This is a genomic window from Immundisolibacter sp. (assembly GCF_041601295.1).
Classification (GTDB): Bacteria; Pseudomonadota; Gammaproteobacteria; order Immundisolibacterales; family Immundisolibacteraceae; genus Immundisolibacter.
Genome location: NZ_JBFIII010000022.1, coordinates 18,482 through 34,024, shown reverse-complemented (window position 1 = coordinate 34,024; position 15,543 = coordinate 18,482). Strand labels below are relative to the sequence as shown.

14 protein-coding genes are annotated in these 15,543 nt (G+C 62.5%); 5 read left to right on the top strand and 9 right to left on the bottom strand.

Features of this window, described 5'->3' with window-relative positions:
• Nucleotides 1-371, top strand: a 371-nt coding sequence (locus tag ABZF37_RS04635) for a VOC family protein (RefSeq protein ID WP_372717269.1), incomplete at its 5' end; no start/stop codon positions are given.
• Between the two features lie 93 nt (nucleotides 372-464).
• Here ABZF37_RS04635 and ABZF37_RS04630 read toward each other — a convergent pair.
• The 5 genes from ABZF37_RS04630 to ABZF37_RS04610 form a co-directional block, all read right to left on the bottom strand.
• Nucleotides 465-1,721: a cytochrome P450 gene (locus ABZF37_RS04630; protein ID WP_372717267.1), complete on the bottom strand. Its 1,257-nt coding sequence runs from the start codon at nucleotides 1,719-1,721 to the stop codon at nucleotides 465-467.
• Nucleotides 1,722-1,786: 65 nt separating this feature from the next.
• Nucleotides 1,787-3,049 (bottom strand): cytochrome P450, encoded by a 1,263-nt coding sequence (locus ABZF37_RS04625; protein WP_372717264.1) that lies wholly within the window; start codon nucleotides 3,047-3,049, stop codon nucleotides 1,787-1,789.
• Between the two features lie 45 nt (nucleotides 3,050-3,094).
• Nucleotides 3,095-3,415: a 2Fe-2S iron-sulfur cluster-binding protein gene (locus ABZF37_RS04620; protein ID WP_372717262.1), complete on the bottom strand. Its 321-nt coding sequence runs from the start codon at nucleotides 3,413-3,415 to the stop codon at nucleotides 3,095-3,097.
• A gap of 276 nt (nucleotides 3,416-3,691) precedes the next feature.
• On the bottom strand, nucleotides 3,692-4,153 hold the full coding sequence (locus ABZF37_RS04615) for a DUF1456 family protein (protein ID WP_372717260.1): 462 nt from the start codon (nucleotides 4,151-4,153) through the stop codon (nucleotides 3,692-3,694).
• Between the two features lie 63 nt (nucleotides 4,154-4,216).
• The gene (locus ABZF37_RS04610; protein ID WP_372717258.1) at nucleotides 4,217-5,434 is read right to left on the bottom strand and encodes an NAD(P)/FAD-dependent oxidoreductase; all 1,218 of its coding nucleotides are present in this window, start codon (nucleotides 5,432-5,434) and stop codon (nucleotides 4,217-4,219) included.
• 54 nt (nucleotides 5,435-5,488) lie between these two features.
• Between ABZF37_RS04610 and ABZF37_RS04605 the strand changes: the two genes are divergently transcribed.
• Nucleotides 5,489-6,403 carry a cupin domain-containing protein gene (locus ABZF37_RS04605; protein WP_372717256.1) on the top strand — a complete coding sequence of 305 codons (915 nt, stop codon included), beginning with the start codon at nucleotides 5,489-5,491 and terminating at the stop codon, nucleotides 6,401-6,403.
• 67 nt (nucleotides 6,404-6,470) lie between these two features.
• Here the strand turns inward: ABZF37_RS04605 and ABZF37_RS04600 are convergent, their stop codons facing one another.
• Together ABZF37_RS04600 and ABZF37_RS04595 are read right to left on the bottom strand one after the other, a co-directional pair.
• Nucleotides 6,471-6,911: a Zn-ribbon domain-containing OB-fold protein gene (locus ABZF37_RS04600; protein ID WP_372717253.1), complete on the bottom strand. Its 441-nt coding sequence runs from the start codon at nucleotides 6,909-6,911 to the stop codon at nucleotides 6,471-6,473.
• Nucleotides 6,908-8,110, bottom strand: a complete 1,203-nt coding sequence (locus tag ABZF37_RS04595; RefSeq protein WP_372717251.1) for an acetyl-CoA acetyltransferase — start codon at nucleotides 8,108-8,110, stop codon at nucleotides 6,908-6,910. Before ABZF37_RS04595 ends, ABZF37_RS04600 begins: the two co-directional genes overlap by 4 nt.
• A gap of 223 nt (nucleotides 8,111-8,333) precedes the next feature.
• On the opposite strand from ABZF37_RS04595, the gene ABZF37_RS04590 reads away from it, so the two are divergent.
• The 3 genes from ABZF37_RS04590 (at nucleotide 8,334) to ABZF37_RS04580 (ending at nucleotide 12,451) form a co-directional block, all read left to right on the top strand.
• On the top strand, nucleotides 8,334-9,893 hold the full coding sequence (locus tag ABZF37_RS04590) for a class I adenylate-forming enzyme family protein (protein WP_372717249.1): 1,560 nt from the start codon (nucleotides 8,334-8,336) through the stop codon (nucleotides 9,891-9,893).
• Nucleotides 9,894-9,944: 51 nt separating this feature from the next.
• Nucleotides 9,945-11,552, top strand: coding sequence for an FAD-binding protein (locus tag ABZF37_RS04585; protein ID WP_372717246.1), 1,608 nt, complete (start codon nucleotides 9,945-9,947; stop codon nucleotides 11,550-11,552).
• 89 nt (nucleotides 11,553-11,641) lie between these two features.
• On the top strand, nucleotides 11,642-12,451 hold the full coding sequence (locus tag ABZF37_RS04580; RefSeq protein WP_372717244.1) for an SDR family NAD(P)-dependent oxidoreductase: 810 nt from the start codon (nucleotides 11,642-11,644) through the stop codon (nucleotides 12,449-12,451).
• Nucleotides 12,452-12,560: 109 nt separating this feature from the next.
• On the opposite strand, the gene ABZF37_RS04575 is transcribed toward ABZF37_RS04580, so the two are convergent.
• Nucleotides 12,561-14,132 carry a class I adenylate-forming enzyme family protein gene (locus ABZF37_RS04575; protein WP_372717241.1) on the bottom strand — a complete coding sequence of 524 codons (1,572 nt, stop codon included), beginning with the start codon at nucleotides 14,130-14,132 and terminating at the stop codon, nucleotides 12,561-12,563.
• 141 nt (nucleotides 14,133-14,273) lie between these two features.
• A complete protein-coding gene (locus ABZF37_RS04570) occupies nucleotides 14,274-15,431 on the bottom strand; it encodes an alkane 1-monooxygenase (RefSeq protein ID WP_372717239.1) in 1,158 nt (385 codons plus the stop codon).
• Between the last annotated feature and the right edge of the window lie 112 nt (nucleotides 15,432-15,543).

The following is a 15,543-nucleotide window of genomic DNA, read 5'->3' as shown; positions in this document are numbered from 1 at the left end:
CGCTGTTCATTACCTACGGCAACGAGCGGACCAAGCACCCGTGCCGGCTGGAATGCGGGGGGGTGGAGGTGACGCTGTTCGAGCGCCCGGTGGCATTGGACCCCGAGGAAGTCATCCGCAGTCGTGGCATCTTCCACTACTCGTTTCGTATGGACTTCGCCCAGGTCAAAGCCATGTGCAATGACACCGCGAGTCTGCGCAAACAGGGCTACCAGCTGCCGTTCGAGCCCGAGGCGCTGGTGTTGCCGGGCGGCATCACCTACTGGCGCCTGTACATCATGGATCCGGACGGCAATCTGATCGAGATCGTCGGCTGGCCGCCGCAGAACGCGGATGACGCGGCCGGTTCTACCGGTCATCCAGGGAAGTGAGCCAAACACACGCAGGCCGAGTACAGCGGCCTGCGTGTGGATGAAGACGTGCTGGCCCTGGGCCCGGCCTTGCGGTGGTCGGGTGGCGGCCGTTTAAAGGGGGCGCACCTGCACTGGCAGCGACCGGTAGCCGCGGATGACGTTGGACTTGGCCCGCACGACATCGCCGACGACCTCCACCATGCGGAAGCGTTTCATGATTTCCTCCCAGGTCACCCGCAACTGCATTTCCGCCAGGCGGTTGCCCATGCAGCGATGGATGCCAAAGCCGAACGACAGGTGATGGCGGGCATTCTCGCGGTCGACCTTGAAGCTCATCGGATCCTTGATGACCTCGTCGTCGCGGTTGCCGGACACGTACCACATCACGACCTTGTCGTTTTTGCGGATCTGCTTGCCCAGCAGGTCGGTGTCCTGCATGGCGCGCCGACGCATGCCCAGGATCGGCGTCTGCCAGCGGATGATTTCTGACACCATGTTCGGGATCAGCGTGGTGTCGCGACGCAGCTTGTCGTACTCGGCCGGGTTCTGGTTCAGCGCCAGCACGCCGCCGGTGATGGAATTGCGCGTGGTGTCGTTGCCGCCGATGATCAGCAGGATGATGTTGCCCAGGTATTCCATGGGCGAGTCGATCATGTTTCGTGTGCGCTCGGAATGCGCCAGCATGGAGATCAGGTCGTTGCCCGGGGGGGCATTCGCGCGCTCATGCCACATGCGCATGAAGTGCTCGCCGCATTCGGCGAACGCCTGGTTGCGCTCCTCGGGGCCGAACTGATCGCCGCCGGTAAGGTCGGACAATGTGGCAGCATCCGACCAGTAAGTCAGTTTGCGGCGCTCCTCGAACGGGAAATCGAACAGCGTGGCCAGCATTTGCGTGGTCAGATTGATCGAGACATGCTCCACCCAGTCGAAGGTCTCGCCGACCGGCAGTTGGTCCAGAATCAGGCCCACCCGCTCGCGGATGATCGGTTCGAGCTTGGCCAGGTTGGTCGGTGCAACCACCGGTTGCACTGCCGCGCGTTGCACGTCGTGCTTGGGCGGGTCCATTTGGATGAAGCTCTGGAAGGGGATTTCTTCCGGCAGATCGGCGATGGTGATGGTCGGCTCGGACGAGAAAAGCTGATGGTTTTTCTCGACATGGGCGATGTCGTTGAATCGGGTCACCGACCAGAACGGGCCGTACTCGCTGTCGGCGCAGTAGTGCACCGGGTCCTCCTTGCGCAGGCGCTCGAAAAAGCCCCACTGCGCGTCCTGTTCGTAAAGGTCAGACTGGCTGACGTCGATTTTGTCCAGTGCGATCCCGAGCGGATCCTGGTCGAGCATGCGCAGGTGTTTGACGGTATCCAACATGATGTTCCCTCATCTAGTTAAGAAGTGATCGAATACGCCCGAGGCGGATTCGGTGATCAGCAATTTCAATGCGCGCGGTGTACCTGCACCGGCAGTGACCGGTAGCCCCGGATCATGTTGGAGCGGTTGCGCACCGCCGGCCCGACCACTTCCACCGTGTGGAAGCGCTTCATGAGTTCTTCCCACACGATGCGCAGCTGCATTTCGGCCAGGCGGTTACCCATGCAGCGGTGAATGCCGAAGCCGAATGACAGGTGGTGACGAGCCCCCTTGCGGTCGACCCGGAAGCTCATCGGATCGTCGATAACCTCTTCATCCCGGTTGCCGGACACGTACCACATCACGACCTTGTCGCCCTTGCGGATGCGCTTGCCGTGCAGTTCGGTATCTTCCTTGACGCGCCGGCTCATGCTGGAAACCGGGGTCTGCCAGCGGATGATCTCGGACACCATATTGGGGATCAGCGAGGGGTCCTGGCGCAGTTTCTGGTACTCGCCCGGAGACTGATTCAGCGCCAGCACGCCGCCGCTAATGGAATTGCGCGTGGTGTCGTTGCCGCCCACGATCAGCAGGATCAGGTTGCCCAGGAATTCCATCGGCGTGGAAAGCATGTCGCGCGTCTTTTCGGAATGCGCCAGCATCGAAATCATGTCGTTGCCCGGCGGCCCGGTCAGGCGCTGATGCCAAAGCTCGGTGAAGGCCTGCACGCACTCACCCAAACCCTTGGTCCGTTCTTCTTCGCTGACGAAGTCCGATCCGGCCAGTTCCGGCCCCCCGGTAGCAATGTCCGACCAATAGGCGAGCTTGCGCCGCTGCTCGAACGGGAAATCAAACAGCGTTGCCAGCATCTGGCAGGTGAGTTCGACCGAGACGCGGTCGACAAGATCGAAGGTTTCACCCACCGGCAGCTCGTCCAGGATTTTGCCGGCGCGCTCGCGAATGATCGGTTCGAGCTTGGCCAGGTTGGTCGGTGCAACCACCGGTTGCACTGCCGCGCGTTGCACGTCGTGCTTGGGCGGGTCCATTTGGATGAAGCTCTGGAAGGGGGCTTCTTCCTGCGGCTCGCTGATGGTTATGGTCGGTTCGGAGGAGAAAATCTGGTGGTTTTTTTCCACCTGGGCAATGTCGTTGAACTTGGTCACGGACCAGAATGAGCCGAAGTCCCCGTCCTTGCAGTAGTGGACCGGGTCTTGCCTGCGCAGGCGCTCGAAAAAGCCCCAGTGGGCGTCGTGCTCGTAAAGATCAGCCTGACTGACGTCGATTTTTTCCAGTGGGATGTCGTACGGATCGACATCGATCATTCTCAGGCGGTTCGCCGAATCCAACATGGCTCTCTCCTCCGTAAGTGAGTACCGGGCAACGGTTCGACTCGCCTACATCTGGAATGCAGGCAACCGCACCACCAGCCCTTCGAGTGCGTCGCTGACCTCGATCTGGCAAGACAGGCGTGAGGTTGGTGTGAGCTCCGGAGTGGGGTTCAGCATTTCGGTCTCGTCCGGACCGGGGCCGCCCAGCTTCGCGTACCAATCGTCGTTCAGGATGATGTGGCAGGTCGCACACAGGCACTGGCCACCGCAATCGGCATCGATCCCTGGCACGGCGTTCTGTACCGCCGCCTGCATCAGCGAGCGCCCGTTGCGGGCCTCAACCTCGTGCGCAGTCCCGTTGGCCTCGATAAAAGTCACTTTGGTCATTGCTGAGCCGCGCCTCCTTGCGCCTGGTCGTGTGCTTCGGGGTGATCCGCCAGCGCGATTATACGGAGCAATTTGCCATCAGGTTACCGATCGTTTGTTTTTTTGGATGATTTGTGTCAACGAACGAACCAATGGCGCATGGCGCAAGCAGGCGGCGGCGGAGCGGCGCTAACTTGGCGGTTGTTCAATGAGCCGCGGCGAGCGGCCGCCGACGTGCGCGGCGTCAGTGCCCAGGGAAGTGCTGTAGTAAATCAGCGGCTCCCCGGAACGCAATCCCTAGCCGCGAATACGCAGGGTCAGGCCCTTGAGGAAGTTCCGCAGAAACTGATCACCACACGGGCGATAGTTCTTGTGGCCTTCCTTGCGGAACAGCGCATTCAACTCCGGTTTGGACACCTTGAAGCTCGCCATCGCCATGAGCTGGTGCATGTCTTCTTCTTTTAACTCGAATGCCAAGCGTAACTTTTTCAGGATAACGTTATTGGTGACATTCGTTATATCGGGCTGCGAGCGTGGTTTTTCGCTCTTCCCTCGCCGGTGAATAATCAGCCCGTCGAGAAAATGCACCAACACCTCATCGCTGCATTCCCGGTAATTGGCCTCGCCCTCTCTTTCCAGAAACGCGGCTATCTGGTCGCCTGAGACATCGTAATCTGCCAGCTTGATGATGTCGGCGACCCGGGCCTCGTTCAAGCTCAGCGTGTAGCGCAGGCTGCGTAGTACATCGTTATTGATCATTTTGCCCTCTATTAATGAGTCGGAAGGTTCCGGGTGAATGCGGGTCGCTGGGGGCAATGCTGTTCAAACGAACTGGCCAGCGGTATATCCCGACGACCAGGCCCACTGAAAATTGTAGCCACCCAGCCAGCCGGTGACATCCATCGCTTCGCCAATAAAATACAGCCCGGTCTGGGTCCTGCACTCCATGGTTTTGGAAGAAAACGCAGTCGTGTCCACGCCGCCCAAGGTCACTTCAGCAGTGCGATAACCCTCCGTGCCCGAAGGTTTTAGCGACCATCCATTCAAATGAGTCCCCACAGTTTCCAGCACGCGGTCGGGTATCTCGCCAATAGCCATTTCCGCGTGCATCGGCCACAGCAGCCCTTGTAGTTCCTGCGCCAGGCTCCGGGTAAGGCGGTCGCTCAGTAGTGTGCGTAGTAGTGACCTCGGGTGTCTGTTCTTCTGCTTTTTCAACCACGTGGGCATGTCCTCATCCGGAAACAGGTTCATGCACACGGTTTCGCCCGGGTGCCAATAGTTCGACAGCTGCAAGACTGCTGGCCCGCTCAGGCCACGGTGCGTAAACAACACGTTTTCACGAAAAGATTGTTGGTCATTCCACAGGTCCACCGCGATGGCTACGCCAGATAACCGGCTCGCCACCGCCTTGAATGGTTCGGTAAACATGAACGGCACCAATCCCGCGCGCGTTGGCAGTACGTTCAAGCCGAATTGCCGGGCGATGTCGTATGCAAAGCTGGTGGCGCCCATGGTCGGAATTGAAAGGCCGCCACTGGCAATAACCAAAGACTCCGCCGTGAAGTCGCCTTTGTTCGTGGCCAGCTTGAAGCGCTTGCGCTGTCCCCCGCTGTTGCCAGTGGAGGTATTCATTACCTCGACCTTATCCGTTTCACATAGCACACAGATCGTGACATTCGCCCGTTCACACTCGCTGATCAGCATGCCCAGGATGGCTTTCGAGGAATCGTTACAGAAAAGCTGGCCGTGCTTGCGTTCATGAAAGGCGATGCCGTGCTTTTCCACCAGCGCGATGAAGTCCCATTGCGTGTAGCGATTCAGTGCAGAAATACAAAACTGCGAATTGGCCGACAGGAAACAGGCAGGCTCGATATGCAGATTGGTGAAATTGCAGCGCCCACCGCCGGACATCAGAATTTTCTTGCCGACCTTGTTGCTACTATCGAGCACCAGCACCCGGCGCCCACGTTGGCCAGCGGCCAAGGCACACATCAAGCCGGAGGCGCCGCCACCGATGATGATGACGTCAAAATGCGTCAAGGGTGCGTCCGCGGCGCGAGGCGCCGGCTCTCGAAAACCTCAGGAGAAACGATCATGCGCAAGACCTTTTGTGCTGCCATCTTGGCAGCGGCGCTACCGTGTTATGCCGTTGATGCGGCGCCAGCGGTCGATCCGCGCACCCACCCCGGGGAAGTGCGCGTGCTCGACATGGATACGCAAGCCCTCACCGAGGTCGTGCCCGACACCGTATATATGCGCCACTGGTTCGGTACCAACCTTAGCGTGGCGCTGTTTCGCATTGAGCCGGGAAACCCGGACGCCGCCCGCCCTGCCATGCACAGCCACGGCACAGAGGTCGGGGTGCAGCTGGCCGGGGGCGGCACCATGGTAGATGAGTTCGGCCGCAGCTATGTTCTGCGCTCGGGCGATGTCATGTTGATCAAATCCGGAGTGAAGCATTCCGGCGACTTTGGCGACAGCCAGAACGTCATCCTGAGCGTGGTTACGCCGCCGCGGCCGGAATACCAGGCCGAGGACGGTGCGCCGTATTTTCCCGGCAGTGGCAGCCCGGCTGCTGCACCCGCGCCGTCGCTGGAGGGGGATCAGGGCGCGCCGGTGCGCGTGTTGTTCAAGCTTAACGACGTGACGAAGGAGCTGACCGAAATCGTGCCGGGGCAACTCTATTTCAAGCACTGGCATGGGGATGACGTGACCGTGTCGGTCACCCGCATGGTGCGCACCGCCGGGGGGCATTTTCCTGGCAAGGTCAACGTGCATGGTGAAGAGGTGGCGCTGGCCGTCAAGGGCAGCCTGGACATGATTATCGAGGGCAAGCCCCACCATGTTGCCAAAGGCCAGGTGCTGATCATTCCCCCGCAGGTGCCCCACACCGGGGCCTGTCTGGACGACGAGTGCCTGCTGGTGTCCTGGTTCACGCCAAACCGCGTCGCCGAGTGGGGCCCGGAAGGCAACGCCACGCCGGACCTGCGTTTCCTCGACAGAAAATAGGCGGGTCACAGAGGCTTCGACCGGCTCGTCAGGTCGGCTAACACTCGCCCGCGAGGGCTATTTCGGCCTAGGTTTTGCGCCACTGCACCAAGGTGAACGGGTGGTCGCCTGGGTGGTCTTCGAATACGGCCTCGACCGAAACACCGATCTGCACGGGCTGCTCGCGATCGCCGAGCAGGTTGCCGATCATGCGTACCTTGCCGGCGTCAGCAAGTTCCACCAGGACGACGATATACGGCATGGCGTCCTTGAGGGAAGCATGCACTGGATGCCAGGCGCGTTGCCAGCTGAAGATGGTGCCCTTCCCCGAGACCTGTTCGTAGCCCAGTTTTTCGCCGCCGCAGCTGCGACAGATGATCTCCGGTCCCCACTGCCAGGTGCGGCAGTCCTGGCAGCGCTGGACCACCAGTTTGTGGTTGCGCGTGGCGGCCCAGTATTCGGTACCCAGACCCTCCGGAGAGGGGACCGGATCCGGCAAGCCGCGAGGCAGGTAGGTGTCGTCGGTCATGGGTTAGTCCCCGCATCGGTTCCAAAAATGATGGTGCTGGCTGGCGCGACCAGTGGGCCACCGATACACAGTGCGATCCTGGCGTTCTGGACCTGGTTGCAAGACTCGCCACGCAGTTGCCGTACTCCCTCAATCGCCAGTTCCAAGCCGTGCATATAACACTCAGCGAGGTTGCCACCGCTGGTGTTCAGTGGCAGCTTGCCGTGCGGCGCGGTCAGATTCTCCGGCACAAAGAAATGGTTGATCGCGTCCGGCTCGCACAGGCCGTGCTCGACCAGAGCCATGAGCGTGCCGCCGCTGAAATTCTCGTAGGCCTGAACCACGTCAACGTCGTTCGGTTCGATGCCGGCCATGCGGTAGGCGCGCGGGGCCAGGGTCTTGAAGTTGGCGGTCGCGTAGTCAGGAGCGTTGTGATAACTGATGCCGCCGGCCGTGGCGCCCTGGGCGGGCGCGGAGCCGGTCGCGGCGCCCAGGATGTAGACCGGTTTGTCAGTGAACTCGCGGGCCCGCTCGGCGGCGACCAGGATCAATGCCGCGGCGCCGTCGTTCTCCTGACAGCAGTCGTACAGGTGCAGTGGCTCGGTGATATAGCGGGACTGGTCGTACAGGTCTGCCGTCAACGGCTTGCCATGCATGACGGCACGCGGGTTGTTCTGCGCGTGTTGGTAGCAGGCCAGCGCAATCGCGCGCAAGGCCGACTGCTGGACTCCGTGCTCGTGCATGAAGCGGGTAATGCGCATGCCAAACAGCTGGGCCGCCGAAAGTACGCCGTAGGGCATGACATGGCCCCATTCGCCAGGCGCGACCGGCATGGCCATGGCCTGGCCAAAGCGGCCGAACTGTCCCTGCGCCAACGCCCGATGCACCACCACCGTGTCGCAGTAACCGGCCAGGATGCCGGCGGCGCCGTTGGCGATGGCGCCCATCACGCCACCCCCACCCCCACCCCACTGCATGACGCAGTAGTTCAGTTCCTTCAGATCCAGCACGCTGGAGATACGCATGGCGTCGTTGCGATCGTCGCTGTAGGAGCTGAAGCCGTCTATGTCGCGGACGTCCACTCCGGCGTCGCGGGCAGCCGCACGGATCGCATCCAGGCACAGCTTGAATTCCGAGTGCGGCGACTGGCCCCGCTTGTAATAGGCCGTCTCGCCGATGCCGACAACGGCGACCTTGCCGCGGATGGTGTCACGTGGCATGGCATCTTTACTCCGTTCAGTGCGTGCTTTCTTGGTTGGTTGCCCGGCAATCCGACCCCGCGCGAGGCCGGAATGTTATCCCCGTGGCCAGCAACAGGTGCCGATAGGATTGCCCGGTAGCGTACTGCGGTGACACCATCGGCCATCGATTCGGGTCCGAGCGCTGGGCCTTGCCGGGCGCCAACAAAAAAATACCGGGCGATGCCTTAACAGGAGAGACGAAATGCCAAACGACCACGGCTACAGCGTGCGGGGGATCCTGCACCGGACGGTGGCTTTTTTTCCGGACCACACGGCAGTGGTGGACGAATCCTTTCGGTACAGCTACGCCGAGTTACTGGACAAGGTGCGGCGCACCGCCAAGCTCTACCACGGCCTGGGGGTGCGCAAGGGTGACCGGGTGGCCTTGATGATGTTGCCGTCCGCCAACCATGTGGTGGCATTGTTTGCGGCGTTCGAGCTGGGGGCAATCCCGGTGGCACTGCACGTGCGCGAATCGACGCCCATCCTGGCTAAAACTCTAGCCCGCTTGTCGCCCCGCATCCTCGTTTACGAAGCCACGCTGGCGCAGCGCGTGGCCGAACTGCGGCCCCAAACGCCCTGGGTCACTGGCTATGTAACGGCCCGCTCGGGGATCACCCCGGCCGACCTGGCTCGCAATACCGGCGACCCGGTGATACCGGACGATCTGCCCGGCTACGAGATGGATTTTGAACCGCCCCCGGTCTCCGAGGACGACACCGCCCTGATCTGCCTTTCGTCCGGTACCACGGGCATTCCCAAGGGCGTGGTGCATCGCAACCGCCGCCTGGTGGAGGGCGCCCGGGGTGGCGTTTATATTTATCAGGCAACACCGCACAGCGCGCAGATCGTGCCGATCAGCACCTCGTTCATGGGCTGGCAGAATGGCGCGCTACCGATGATAAACGTCGGTGCCAAGCTGGTGTTCATGGCGCAGTTCTCGCCGCAGGGCTACCTCGACATGCTGCGCCAGGAACAGTGCACTATCGCCGTTTTGCTGCCGACCATCTGGCGCATGCTATTTCGCGCCGACGTGTCGGCCGAGGACTTTGCCAGCGTGCAGTTGGCAGGCTTCGCCGGGGAGGTCATCGACTTGGGCACGCTCGGCAAAATCCGCAGCCTGGTGGCGCCCAACATCATCAACATCTATGGCACCACTGAGACCGGCCTGTGCGGCGGCACCATGATGTTCGCCAAGGACCTGCTACGCGAGGACAAGATCGAGAGCATCGGCAAGCCGCTGCTTAACTCCGAGGTGCGTGTCATCGTGCCGGGCGGTCGCGCGCAGGACTTGCTGCCGCCTGGCGAGGAGGGCGAAATCATCGTTCGCGGTCCGAGTGTGGCCAGCGAAATGTGGGAAGACCCGGCCAAGACCCGCGAGGTTTTCGAGGGTCCGTGGTGGCATTCGGGCGATCTGGGCGTGATGGATGAGGAGCAGTTTCTGTATATCCGCGGGCGGCTGGACGACATGATCATCTCCGGTGGCATCAACATCATGCCGGCTCCGGTGGAGGGCGCCATCCTCAGCCACCCGGCGGTGCTCGAGGTCGCCGTGGTCGGTATGCCCGACGAAACCTGGGGGCAGTCGGTCACCGCTTTTGTAGTGACTCGGGAATCGATTACCGAAGCCGTGCTGGACGCGTACGTCCAGACGACCGACCTGTCGGCTTATCAGCGACCGCGGCGCTATCAATTCATGAGCGAACTGCCCAAGGGCCCCACGGGCAAGATCAGCCGGCGTTCCTTGCGCGCATTGATTTGACGATCCAAAGGACTCCAATTTTCCCTATACCCCCAAAGGAGACTTTTTTCAGTGGCTGACAACCAATTGGGCGCGGATGCGGTCATCATCGGCGGTGGCCTGGCGGGCATCGTCACGGCGGTCGAACTGCTCGAAGCCGGGCGTCGGGTCATCATCGTCGATCGGGCCGAACGCGAGATATTCGGAGGTCAGGCACGCGAGGCCCTGGGCGGCATGGTGTTCGCGGACACCCCAGAACAGCGACGCATGGGCCTGCAGGACACGCCCGAGCTGCTGCTCGAAGACTGGCTGCGCTACAGCCGCCTGGGCGCAGACCGGCTTTGGCCGCGCGCCTGGGCCAAAGCCTACGCACATGAAGGTACTGGCGAGGTCTACCACTGGCTACGCGGCAAGGGGCTGCGTTTTTTGCCGGTGGTCACCTGGGCCGAGCGGGGGCTGTTCGAGGCCGGCAACTCGGTGGCGCGCTACATCCTGCTGTGGGGCGGTGGCTACACACTGGCCACGCGCATGATCGAACTGCTCAAGCCGCACCAGGATCGCCTGACCCTGCTGTTCCGGCACCAGGTCCAGGGTTTCATCACCACCGACACGGCTGTCACCGGTTGCCACGGCGTGATCGAGCCATCGGGCGAAGCCTTCGAGATATCCGGAGCTGCCACGGTGGTGGCCACCGGTGGCGTCGGGGCGGACCTCGACCGGGTGCGCAGTCTGTGGCCGGCGGCCTGGGGCAGCGCGCCGCCCACCATTCTGGTGGGCGCGCATCAGTACTCGGACGGACAGCTGCACGATCAGGTGCGCTCCATCGGCGGCCAGGTCGGGGATCTGAGCCCGATGTGGAATTACGCGACCGGCATTCATCACCCCAAGCCGCGTCGACCCGATCACGGCCTGGGCCTGCTGCCGCCACGTTCGGCCCTGTGGCTCAACTACCAGGGTCGACGCTTCGACCCGCCGCTGATGGGCGCCTTCGATACCACCTACTGCTGCCAGGCGGTCAGCCAGCAGCAGGAGCAGTACTCCTGGCTGCTGCTGAACAGGAAGATGGTGCTCAAGGAGATCATGATCTCCGGCTCCGAACACAACCCCTACCTGCGCGACCGGCGCTTCGTGCGTTTCCTGTGGGAAAACCTGGGCGGCAACAAGCGCACCTACAAGTACCTGGTGGACGAATGTGGGCAGGACGTGTGCGTTGGCAGCTCGGCCGGGGAACTGGCGGCGAAGATGAACGCCCTGGCCGGTAACGACCATGTTGCCGGCGACGTGCTGCAGCAGACCATGACCACCTACGACGCCGAAATCGACAAGGGCCCCGGCAACTTCACCGACCCGCAGCTGCAACGCATCGAACGCCTGCGCCAGTGGCGGGGTGATCGCGCCAAAGTGTGCAACTTCCAGAAGATTGGCGACCCGGCTGCCATGCCGCTGGTGGCGGTGCGCCAGTTCATCCTCAGTCGCAAGAGCCTGGGCGGTGTCGCGACCAACTTGCAGGGCCAGGTGCTGGGAACCGACGGCAGCCCTATGCCGGGCCTGTACGCGGTAGGCGAAGCTGCCGGGTTTGGGGGTGGTGGCGCCAGCGGCGAGCGCTCCCTGGAAGGCACCTTCCTCGCCGGCTGCATCCTTACCGGACGTTACGCCGGGCGGGCCATTGCGCGGGGATGAGACCCATCGCGTCCTGGTGCGCCGCCATTCCGGTTTGTCGGGAGACGAGGCCGGAGCACACGAATGACAGACACGGAAGGAGGTGAGGCGTGCAACTGAAATTCACGGATAAGGTAGCGGTAGTGACCGCGGCGGGGCAGAGCATAGGCTATGAAACCGCGCGGCTGCTGGCGCAGGCGGGGGCAAAAGTCGCGGTCTGTGAACTCGATGCAGTCAAATGCCAGGCGGCGGTCGAGGCCATCGGCAAGGTCGGAGGCACCGCCACGGCGTATGTCGTCGATGCCACGGACCAGACCCAGATCGATGCCATGGTGGCGCAGGTAGTCGAGCAATGGGGCGGCATCGACCTGCTGATGAACGTGGTCGGCGGTACCCGCTATCCGCGCCGCGTTGACGAGATGCTGGAAGAAGAATGGCAGATCACCATTAACACCAACCTGCATTCCGTGTTCCGCTGCGTGAAGGCCATCGTGCCCCAGATGCGCAGACGCGGCGGCGGCGCCATCGTCAACACGTCCTCGGGCGCCGGACTGATGCCCAGCAACCGCAACGTTGCCTATGCCGCTGCCAAGGGGGCGGTCAACAACCTGACCAAGGCGATGGCCATGGACTACGCCAAGGACAACGTCCGGGTCAACGCCATCCTGCCGGGGATGATGCTGTCGCCGCGCATCAAGGGCTGGATGCAGCGCAACCCCGATTTCGGTGACATGGGCGCGGGCATCTGCCCGTTGGGCCGGGCCGGCGAGCCCGAGGAAGCCGCCAATGCCGCGCTGTTTTTGCTGTCGGACGCGGCGAGCTACATCACCGGGGCATTGTTGCCGGTAGACGGCGGCGCCGTGGCGGGCCAATACATCGAGTTCATGGAGTCCGGCGACACCGGGGAACGCCTTTCCTGAGCTGGTGCCGCCGCTGCGCAATCGACCCGCGCGCGGGGGTCGCTAATCTGGGCGCCCTGGTCGCGCGGATATTTTTGGACGCCGTGGGCGCGGTGCGTCGTGCGCAAGATCAGGTGGGCTTCGCCATCTGCTCCCGCAGCGTCTTGCGGCTTACCTTGCCGGTGTTGCCCTTGGGCAATTCGTCGACGAAGCAGTACTCCCGTGGCCGGGCATAGCTGGCAAGGTCAGTCTGCTTGACGTAGGCCTCCAGCTCCTCCAGTGTGACTTCGCCACGCTTTACCACTACCGCTACGACCCGCTGGCCCCAGTTCTGGTCGGGCACGCCGATGACGGCGGCCTCACTCACCGCGGCGTGGCTCATCACCGCGTCCTCCACTACGCTGGGCAGGATGTTGATGCCGCCAGAGATGATCATGTCGTCGACGCGACCGCGCAGGTACAGGTAGCGGTCCTGGTCGATCACGCCGATGTCGCCCGAATGCCACCACGGGCCTTCAAAAACCTTGCGGGCCAGCGCCGGGCGGTACCAGATGCCGGCCGCCACGGACGGTCCACGGATCAGCACTTCGCCTTCCTCGCCAGGCGGCAGTACATCGTCCGCCGTGCCCCCCGGCTTGATGATGCGGATGTCCGCGTTGAGCATCGGCCGACCAACGCTATCGATGCGCGACTCATCCTCCAGATCGTGCGGAAACATCACGGTGCCGGCGGAGCAGGAGCCTGACTCGGTGCTGCCGTAGATGTTCAGGATATTGGGTGAGATGCGTTCCCGAATTTCGCGCAGCGTGGCCGTGTCCATAGGCTCGCCGGCAAACCCGGCCGAGGTGATGGACGACAGATCGTAGTCACCCAGGCCCTGACGCAGCAGCATTCGCCACATGGTCGGCGCCAGAAATGCGTGCGTACACCGCTCGTCCTGCACCGTGCGCAGAAACTCGCTGGGATCCCAGTGCGTCATGAATGCCACCTTGGCGCCGGCGTTGATCACCGGCAGGGTGACGTTGTACCAGCCGATGAAGGCCGTCGACAGCATGTTGCACATGGCATCCTGCGGCGACATGCGCCACAGGTAGGCCCCGCCACGCGCGCTTTCCATCAGGGTGCGATTGGTGTGGATAACACCCTTGGGCAGGCCGGTGGTTCCAGACGACAACGCGATAATCGCCGTGTCGTACTCGTGCAGTTCCATCGGCTCGAAGTCCAGGCTGTACCCGGCGAGATCGCGCGGCAGGATAGGGTCATCACCGCTGTCGCGTTCGGTGGGCGGCGTTTGTGGCGACACCACCCGCACGAAACCGGTAATCAGCGGATTGCGCTGTCGAATCTGCGCCACCAGGGCCGTGAACACGCCGTCGTAAACCAGCGCCCGTGGCGAGAGTTGATCCAGCACCGCGCTCAGGGTGCCGACGGATTCGCGTACATGCAGCGCCACTGGAATGGCGCCGATTTCGATGGCTCCGAACAGCGCCACCACGTGTTGCACGGACGCCACCGCCATCAAGGCCACGCGGTCGCCCTTGCGTACTCCAAGCGAGTGATACAGCGCCGCGCAGCGCTGCACCTGGTCGCGCAACTGGGGATAGGTATAGCGGTACAGCCCGTCGACGACGCTCTCACGCTCCGGAAACCAGTCCGCCGCCCGGTGCAGCATGTCGCGTACGGTGATGTCGCGTGTTGTCATTTCCGTTCTCCTTGCCACGCTGCCGCGCACGACGTGACCGGAGGCGCCAGCAGCCGTGGCTACTGTAGCGACGGCAAGCGGGGCAGGCCACAGTATCTGGCCGCGAATATAAAGCTTAGTAAGGTCATTTAGTGGGCAGCCCTACCCAAACACCGCCCGGCTTTCAAGATGCTTGGGCAGAGCGCCGGGCATCGCGTAGGGCACGACTTCCGGGTGTTCGTCGTAGTACTTGAGCAGCACCGGATGGACCATCTTTCGCCACAACGGCGGGATCAGCACGTGCAGCAGCATGCCGAAGTTGCCCAGCGGGTAGCGGGGCGCTTCCTTGGAGTAGCGCAGGATCTGGTAGGGGCGACCCTCGTTGGCGTGGTGATCGGCGTGGCGGTTGACCACACACAGCACCAGGCTGCTGACGACGAAGGTGTCGTCCCAGGCGTGGTGCCGGTTCGGTGGCTCGTATTCGCCGCTGGGCAGTTTGTGCCGCGACAGGCCGTAATGCTCCAGGTAGTCCGCCACGCTGAGTCCGAAACGCGAAGCCACGTACTGGGTTGCAAACAGCGGCAGGGCGACCCAGCCGAACAGTGCGCACAGCAGCCCGACGAAGCTGATTTCGCCGAGCGAGATCCAGATCATCATGTTATGCAGGCAGACAGGGTGCCGGCCGTTACGGCGTTGCCGCTCGGCTTCGATGCGCCAGCTGGCCTTGAATTTTCCCCAGATGTTGCGCGGCGCGGCGTGCCAGTAAGTCTCGCCGAAGCGGGCCGTGGCCGGATCCTCGGGCGTGGCCACGGTCTTGTGGTGGCCGTAGTTGTGATAAATCAAAAAATTACCCATGCCGACGCCGCTGAATATCAGCACGCCGATAAACCGGTCCAGCTTGTCGCGGTGCATCAGCTCATGGGCAGTGAGGCCGCTGATACCGAGCGCGAAAGCGTTGGACAGGGCCAGGCCGATGATTTCGTAGGTGGCCAGGTTGCCGTAGGCGATGAGCCAGTAGCAAAAGAACATCACGCTCAACTGAATGGGCAGGTAGACCCACACGCTGATGCGGTACCAGATGTTGCTGAGGTATTGCTGTTCCCGGGCCGGATCGACATTGGCGTCGTCGGCGCCCACCAGGGTGTCGAGGATCGGCAGCACCACCAGGGCCAGAAACACCGTAGTCCAGTGAAAAATGCCGCCACCCAGGGCCCATCCGAGCACCGGCACCAGGGCGATGACCGAACTCATCAATGCCCCCAGCTTGGTGACGATCATGGTTTTCGAGGGCGTGCGTGAAGCCGGTAGCGTCGCGTCCATGTTGTTTCTCCTCGGTGCTGATCCTCAGCTTTATCCATGCTTCCACTGTTGGCTTGAGCCAATCTATAGTTGAGCGCAGCCTTCCTGGCCAGCGTCACTGGCGCAGAGTAGC

Excerpts from the sequence above, each read along its gene's own strand:
- ABZF37_RS04590 (WP_372717249.1), top strand. The coding sequence starts at position 8,334 with ATGCCAAACGACCACGGCTACAGCGTGCGGGGGATCCTGCACCGGACG.
- ABZF37_RS04630 (WP_372717267.1), bottom strand. The coding sequence starts at position 1,721 with ATGTTGGATACCGTCAAACACCTGCGCATGCTCGACCAGGATCCGCTC.
- ABZF37_RS04600 (WP_372717253.1), bottom strand. The coding sequence starts at position 6,911 with ATGACCGACGACACCTACCTGCCTCGCGGCTTGCCGGATCCGGTCCCC.
- ABZF37_RS04615 (WP_372717260.1), bottom strand. The coding sequence starts at position 4,153 with ATGATCAATAACGATGTACTACGCAGCCTGCGCTACACGCTGAGCTTG.
- ABZF37_RS04575 (WP_372717241.1), bottom strand. The coding sequence starts at position 14,132 with ATGACAACACGCGACATCACCGTACGCGACATGCTGCACCGGGCGGCG.
- ABZF37_RS04620 (WP_372717262.1), bottom strand. The coding sequence starts at position 3,415 with ATGACCAAAGTGACTTTTATCGAGGCCAACGGGACTGCGCACGAGGTT.
- ABZF37_RS04605 (WP_372717256.1), top strand. The coding sequence starts at position 5,489 with ATGCGCAAGACCTTTTGTGCTGCCATCTTGGCAGCGGCGCTACCGTGT.
- ABZF37_RS04625 (WP_372717264.1), bottom strand. The coding sequence starts at position 3,049 with ATGTTGGATTCGGCGAACCGCCTGAGAATGATCGATGTCGATCCGTAC.
- ABZF37_RS04570 (WP_372717239.1), bottom strand. The coding sequence starts at position 15,431 with ATGGACGCGACGCTACCGGCTTCACGCACGCCCTCGAAAACCATGATC.
- ABZF37_RS04595 (WP_372717251.1), bottom strand. The coding sequence starts at position 8,110 with ATGCCACGTGACACCATCCGCGGCAAGGTCGCCGTTGTCGGCATCGGC.